Annotated in this window: 7 protein-coding genes; 3 read left to right on the top strand and 4 right to left on the bottom strand. The window is 67.9% G+C overall.

Features of this window, described 5'->3' with window-relative positions:
• The 4 genes from FKP22_RS17855 to FKP22_RS17840 form a co-directional block, all read right to left on the bottom strand.
• A partial coding sequence (locus FKP22_RS17855) for a hydantoinase/oxoprolinase N-terminal domain-containing protein (RefSeq protein WP_310733346.1) occupies positions 1-978 on the bottom strand: 978 nt, incomplete at its 3' end.
• A gap of 56 nt (positions 979-1,034) precedes the next feature.
• A complete protein-coding gene (locus FKP22_RS17850) occupies positions 1,035-2,324 on the bottom strand; it encodes an MFS transporter (RefSeq protein WP_141288914.1) in 1,290 nt (429 codons plus the stop codon).
• 179 nt (positions 2,325-2,503) lie between these two features.
• Positions 2,504-3,343, bottom strand: a complete 840-nt coding sequence (locus FKP22_RS17845) for a putative hydro-lyase (protein ID WP_141288912.1) — start codon at positions 3,341-3,343, stop codon at positions 2,504-2,506.
• A 185-nt stretch (positions 3,344-3,528) separates the two neighbouring features.
• Positions 3,529-4,437, bottom strand: a complete 909-nt coding sequence (locus FKP22_RS17840; protein WP_141288910.1) for a LysR family transcriptional regulator — start codon at positions 4,435-4,437, stop codon at positions 3,529-3,531.
• A gap of 92 nt (positions 4,438-4,529) precedes the next feature.
• Here FKP22_RS17840 and FKP22_RS17835 point away from each other — a divergent pair, with 92 nt between their 5' ends.
• The 3 genes from FKP22_RS17835 to FKP22_RS17825 all read left to right on the top strand — a co-directional run.
• Positions 4,530-5,057, top strand: a complete 528-nt coding sequence (locus tag FKP22_RS17835; protein ID WP_141288908.1) for a GbsR/MarR family transcriptional regulator — start codon at positions 4,530-4,532, stop codon at positions 5,055-5,057.
• Positions 5,058-5,144: 87 nt separating this feature from the next.
• Entirely contained in the window at positions 5,145-5,636 is a 492-nt protein-coding gene (locus FKP22_RS17830; RefSeq protein WP_141288906.1) for a thiol-disulfide oxidoreductase DCC family protein, read from the top strand.
• A 3-nt stretch (positions 5,637-5,639) separates the two neighbouring features.
• Positions 5,640-6,307: NAD-dependent epimerase/dehydratase family protein (locus FKP22_RS17825; RefSeq protein ID WP_141288904.1), on the top strand; the 668-nt coding region annotated here is incomplete at its 3' end.

The raw sequence follows: 6,307 nt of genomic DNA, 5'->3' as shown, positions 1-6,307 counted from the left end.
CGTGTGGATGCTCATCATCGGCGCGCGCATGCGCACGCCGGCCACCTCGGTGTCGAAGGCCCGCTCGAACTCGCCGGCGAAGTGGCTCACATCGGTGGACGTGCCGCCCATGTCGAAGCCGATGACCTTCTCGTGGCCCGCGGCCAGCGCGGTGCGCACCATGCCGACGATGCCACCGGCCGGCCCGGAGAGGATCGCGTCCTTGCCCTGGAAGCGGTGCGCCTCGGTGAGGCCACCGGAGCTTTGCATGAAGAACAGCCGCACACCCGGCATCTGCCCTGCAACCTGCTCCACGTAGCGGCGCAGGATGGGGCTGAGGTAGGCGTCGACCACGGTCGTGTCGCCGCGCGGCACCAGCTTCATCAGCGGGCTGACTTCGTGCGAAGCCGAGACCTGTGTGAAGCCGATCTCGCGCGCCAGCGCTTGCGCGGCCTGCTCGTGGGCCGGGGAACGGTAGCCGTGCAGGAAGACGATGGCGCAGGCGCGCAGGCCGCTGTCGAAGGCGGCCTGCAGTTTCGGGCGCAGTGCGGCGAGGTCCAGCGGTTGCAGCAGTTGCCCTTGCGCGTCCACCCGCTCGTCCGCCTCGACGACCTGCTCGTACAACAGTTCGGGCAGCTGGATGTGGCGGTCGAACAGCTTGGGCCGGGCCTGGCTGGCAATGCGCAGCGCGTCGCGGAAGCCGCGTGTGGTGACCAGCAGCGTGCGGTCGCCCTTGCGCTCCAGCAGCGCATTGGTGGCCACCGTCGTGCCCATCTTCACGCATTCGACACGCTCTGGCGTGATCAGCTCACCGGCTTGCAGCCCCAGCAGGCGGCGGATGCCTTCGACCGCGGCGTCCCGGTATTGCTCGGGATTCTCGGACAGCAGCTTGAGCGTGTGCAGCGTGCCATCCGGCGCACGGCCAACCAGATCGGTGAAGGTGCCGCCGCGATCGATCCAGAACTGCCAGCGGTCGGAGGAGGTCAAGTTTTCGGTCATGTCTTGTTCGGGACCGCCTGCGCGGCCCGCCAGGGAATGCGATGGGGCGCTGGCAGTCAGGCAGCCAGCCGGTTGGCACGCGGCGCGTCAGCGGACCCGTCCTTCGGCGCTTCGCTGCCGGCAGAAAGCTCGCGTCCTCGGGTCTCGGGCAGCACCAGCGCGGCGAGGATCACCAGCGCGTAGCAGCCCGCTGCCATCCAGCCCAGGATCTGGCCCAGCGGCATGCTGCTGCTGAGCTGGCCGATCAGGGCCGGGCAGATGGCGCCGATGGCGCGGCCCACGTTGTAGGTGAAGCCCTGGCCGGAGCCGCGCACGTCGCTGGGGAACAGCTCGGACAGGAAGGCGCCCATGCCGGAAAAGATGCCTGAGAGGAAGAAGCCCAGCGGGAAGCCCAGCACCAGCATCAGCCCGTCGGTGATGGGGATCTGGGTGTAGCTCAGCACCAGCACGGCACCCATGGCGGCGAACAGCATGAAGCAGCGGCGGCGGCCGATGGCGTCGCTCAGCCAGGCGCTGGTGAGGTAGCCGGCAAACGAGCCGCCGATCAGCACCAGCAGGTAGGTGCTGGTGCCCAGCACCGAGAGATGGCGCTCGGTCTTCAGGAAGGTCGGCAGCCAGGTGGTGACCGAGTAGTAGGCGCCCTGCATGCCCGTGGCCAGCAGGCTGGCCAGCACGGTGGTGCGCAGCAGCGAGGGATGGAAGATGCGCAGGAAATTGGCGCGGTCACCGGTGCTGCGGCGGCGTGCCTGCTCGGCGCGGTAGACGGCCGGTTCGTCCAGGTTGCGGCGGATGTAGAGGATCAGCAGCGCGGGAATGATGCCGATCCAGAACAGCAGCTTCCAGGCCGTCTCCGGCGGCAGCACCGAATACAGGCCCCAGAAGGCCAGCGCCGAGGCGGCCCAGCCCACCGCCCAGCTGCTTTGCACCAGCCCTGCCGCCTTGCCGCGGTGCCGGGCCGAGATGGTTTCGGCGATCAGCACCGAACCTACGGCCCATTCGCCGCCCATGCCGAAGCCCTGCATGGCGCGGGTGAAGAAGAGCTGGCCGAAGGAGCTGGTGAAGCCGCTGAGGAAGGTGAAGCTGGCGAACCACAGCACCGTCCACTGCAGCACGCGCACACGGCCGTAGCGGTCCGCCAGCACGCCTGCCGCCCAGCCGCCCACGGCGGAGGTGAGCAGCGCGCCGGTGGCGATGTAGCCGGCCTCGGCCTTCGTCATGCCCCAGGCCGCGAGCAGCGTGGGGATGAGGAAGGTGTAGATCATGTAATCGAAGCCGTCAACGCCGTAACCGGCGAAGGTGGCAACGAGGGTGCGCCGCTCGGCGGCGCTGGTGTGCTTGAGCCACATGGTTGGGGTCCTGCCTGTATGTGGAGATGCGTGGGTGGGGCGGGATTGCGGCGCGTGACATCCCGCCGCGGCCCTGGCCAGACCGCCGCGAGGGGACAACACCTGCCACTTCGGGCACGGCCGGCAGCCCAGGGGTGCCGGCAAGAGAAAAGAGAGACCTGAATTTGGCCTACTGCGGCCTAACTGCGGCCGAGCTGTTGGTTGAGCCTGTCGGTCACCAGCATGTGGCCGGGCGCATGGGTGATGCAGAACGCGGGCTTGGCTGCGGCGATGGCCGCCTGCGGCGTGACGCCGCAGGCCCAGAAGACCGGCAGCTCGTCGCTGCGGATCTCGACCGCATCGCCGTAGTCTGGTTTCATGATGTCGCGGATGCCGATCAGGGCCGGGTCGCCCAGGTGCACCGGCGCGCCGTGCACTTCGGGCGTGCGGGTGGTGATCTGCACCGCGCGGATCGCATCGGCGGCTTTCAGTGGCCGCATCGTGACCACCATCGGCCCATGGAAGACGCCGGCGGCACGCGTCGGGATGTTGGTGCGGTACATGGCCACGTTGCGGCCCTCGTCCACATGGCGCAGGCGCATGCCGTCGGCCAGCAGCGCGTGCTCGAACGAGAACGAACAGCCCAGCGCGAAGGTCACCAGGTCCTTGCGCCACAGGCCGTGCAGGTCGGAGGGCTCGGCCACCAGTTCGCCATGCCGCCACACGCGGTAGCGCGGCACATCGGCGCGCAGGTCCAGGTCCTCGGCCAGATCCGGCAGCGTCCACTCGCCAGGTTCGGACACGCCCAGCAGCGGGCAGGGCTTGGGGTTGCGCTGGCAGTAGCGCAGGAAGTCGCCGGCCAGCTCGGTCGGCAGGATGGCGAGGTTGACCTGCACGTACTCGGCGGCCAGTCCGCTGGTGTGGCCCAGGAAGCCGCCGCTGCGGGCAGCCAGGCGCACGTCGCGCCCGGTGGAAGCCGCGGACAGGCCGAGGTCGGCCGGGGTCATGACTGAGAAGGAAGCGGCGGTGCTCGCGTTCATGGGGCAACTCCTGGTGCTTGCTGGCGGCAGGCCTCAAAAGACCTGGGAATGCGGCGCATTGTGAAAGTGTGGTGACCGGGCTTCCAACGAGAAATTTCCCGTTGGCCTCATCGAATTTTTGAATGATGGATCCTGGTGCAAACCCCGTTGCCAGCGGGCACCGTCACGGTGAACGGAAAGCGCGATCAGGCTGCGGGCTCGACTGGCACTGTTGGGTTGCCTTGCGACAGGTAGGCCTGCGCCGAGTCCAGCACCGACTCGGTCAGCGAAGACGTTGGGTCCTCGCGGTAGCTGGCGTGGATGGGCAACGGCGCCAGCGTGGCGTCGGCCAACAGGCAGCGCAGCGGTGCACGGCGTGCCAGTTGCAGCGCCGCGCTCTCCGGCAAGGTGGCAATGCCGAAGCCGCCTTCGACCAGTTGCACCATGGCCGAGATCGACGAGATCGCGTGCACCCGCGGCAGCGGCGCGCCGTGGCGCTGGAACAGCTCCAGCAGCGCCTGGTGCGGCTGAGAGCCACGCTGGAAGGTCAGCAGCTCGATGCAGGACAGGTCCAGCAGGCTGTAGCGCGGCTTGGTGTGCTGCTCGGCATGGCCCACAAAGACCATGGGCATGGGCGGCAGCGGGCGGGTGCGCACCGAGGCGTCGGTCGCCGGGATGGCGGCAAACACCAGGTCCTGCGCGCCGCGGCGCACCTGGTCGACCAGCACCGGCGAGGTTTCCACCGTCAGCTCCAGTGCAAAGTCCGGGTGGGTGCGGCGCATCTGCTGCAGCCAGCCGGTCAGCCAACTGTGCACCACCGATTCGATCGCCCCGATGCGCAGCGCCACCGGCCGGCTGGCATGGTTGCCCATCTCCTCCTTGAGTTGGCGCTGCACGTCCAGCAGGCGGATGGCCAGCACGTGGAAGCGCTGGCCGGCAATCGTCAGGCGGAACTGCTTGTCGCGCCGGTCCACCAGCACCACGCCCAGTTCCTCTTCCAGCGCCGAGATGCGCGAGGACAGCGCCGATTGCGTGATGTGCAGCTTCTCGGCCGCACGCGTCACGCTCTTCAGCGACACCGCCCAATGGAAGGCCTCCACGAAACGCAAGTTCATGGGAAGCCGATTATGGGCGGCTGTCACACAACGCATTCACCGCCTTAATTTCTGTATTGACAGAAATACAAGAAGAAACCTAGCATGCAGCCATGGAACTCACCGACACCGCCCGCCGCTTCATCGTGCACTGGGGCGAGATGGGCAGCAACTGGGGCGTGAACCGCAGCGTTTCGCAGATCCACGCCCTGCTCTACTTCCATGGCCGGCCGCTGCACGCCGAGGAGATCTCCGAGACGCTGAGCATTGCGCGCTCCAACGTCAGCACCAGCCTGAAGGAACTGCTGAACTGGAACCTCGTGCGAACCACCCACGTGCTGGGCGACCGGCGCGACTATTTCGAGACCTCACTCGACGTGTGGGAGCTGTTCCGCACCATCGTGCGCGAGCGCAAGGAACGCGAGTTCGACCCGACCGTGCGCCTGCTGAAGGAGCTGCAGGCCCAGCCCGGCTTCGAGCAGGAACCGGCCGATGCGCAGGACCGCGTGCGCGAAACGCTGCGTTTCATGGAGACGCTGGGGCTGTGGTCAGACGAGATGCTGCGGCTCTCGCCCACCACGCTGGAGAAGGTGCTGAAGCTCGGCGCCAGTGTGCAGCGCTTCGTGCGTGGGGACAGCTGAACGGGTTGTCGCAACAAGGCGATGGGCAGTCCCCTTTTTTTTGAGCCTAAATTTCTGTTTCTACTGAAATTTCAAACGGAGAAGATGATGAGAGTGCACCCCCTGCACCATGACGCTGGTGCCTATCCGCTGACGCTCTACTACGAGTCGGCCTGCCCGCTGTGCAACGGCGAGATGCGCAACCTGATGCTGCGCAACCGCGACGGGCTGCTGCGCTTTGTCGACGTCAGCGCGCCGGGCTTCGTGCCGCCTGCAGGCGGGCCAACCCTGGCCGACATGCTGACGCTGATGCGCGGCCAGCGAGCCGACGGCACGTGGCTGACCGGCGTGGCCGTGTTCCGCCTGGCCTATGTAGCGGCCGGCCTGCCCCGGGTGTCGCAACTGCTGAACCAGCCGCTGCTGGGCCGGCTGGCCGAGCGGGCCTATCCGTGGATTGCCAGGCACCGCCGCGCACTGCCGCACTGGATCAGCCACGCGCTGTTCGAAACCACGCTGTGCAGGGCGGCGGAACGCGCCGCGAACGACACCTCGCGCTGCCACGCAGGGCATTGCGACATTCACACCCACACGGAGCGCTGAGCCATGCGAGTGCTGCTTTGTGGCGCCACCGGTTTCATCGGCCGGCACATCGCCCGCGCGCTGCGGGATCACGGCCATCAGGTGCTGGCTGCGAGCCGAAGCGGTCAGGCAGCGGTCGGCCAGGAGCCCCTGGCCGTGAACTTCATGGCGATGACCCAGCCAAGCGACTGGCTGCCACTGCTGACCGGTGTGGACGCTGTGATCAACGCCGTGGGCGTGCTGCGCGACAGCCGCCGGCAGCCCATGCAGTTGCTGCACACGCAGGCACCGCAGGCGCTGTTTCAGGCCTGCGCAGATGCTGGCGTGCGGCGGGTGCTGCAGGTCTCCGCGCTGGGCATTGAAGGCCAGGACTCGTCCTATGCCCTCACCAAGGCCGAGGCGGACAACACGCTGCTGGCGCTGACCGAGCGCGGTGAGCTGGACGGCGTGGTGCTGCGGCCCAGCGTGGTGTTCGGCCGCGGCGGTGCAGGCAGCGAGTTGTTCGTCAAGATGTCCCGACTGCGCTGGCTGGCACTGCCGCCCGAAGGCCGGCGCACCTTGATTCAGCCGGTGGCCGTCCCGGACATGGCCAATGCCTGCGCGCAGTTGCTTGGGCCGGCCTCGGCAACCCGCGGCTTGCTGGTCTGCACGGGACCGCAGGCGCTCAGCCTCGAAGCCTTGCTGGCCTCGCT

The sequence above is a fragment of the Ideonella azotifigens genome, assembly GCF_006519715.1.
In the GTDB taxonomy this organism is placed as follows: Bacteria; Pseudomonadota; Gammaproteobacteria; order Burkholderiales; family Burkholderiaceae_C; genus Ideonella; species Ideonella azotifigens.
Note: the sequence above shows the minus strand (reverse complement) of the source record. Positions and strands in the feature narration are given on the sequence as shown.

What these genes read in the sequence shown, in the direction of transcription:
- FKP22_RS17845 (WP_141288912.1), bottom strand. Translation starts at nt 3,343, where the DNA reads ATGAACGCGAGCACCGCCGCTTCCTTCTCAGTCATGACCCCGGCCGAC.
- FKP22_RS17835 (WP_141288908.1), top strand. Translation starts at nt 4,530, where the DNA reads ATGGAACTCACCGACACCGCCCGCCGCTTCATCGTGCACTGGGGCGAG.
- FKP22_RS17830 (WP_141288906.1), top strand. Translation starts at nt 5,145, where the DNA reads ATGAGAGTGCACCCCCTGCACCATGACGCTGGTGCCTATCCGCTGACG.
- FKP22_RS17850 (WP_141288914.1), bottom strand. Translation starts at nt 2,324, where the DNA reads ATGTGGCTCAAGCACACCAGCGCCGCCGAGCGGCGCACCCTCGTTGCC.
- FKP22_RS17840 (WP_141288910.1), bottom strand. Translation starts at nt 4,437, where the DNA reads ATGAACTTGCGTTTCGTGGAGGCCTTCCATTGGGCGGTGTCGCTGAAG.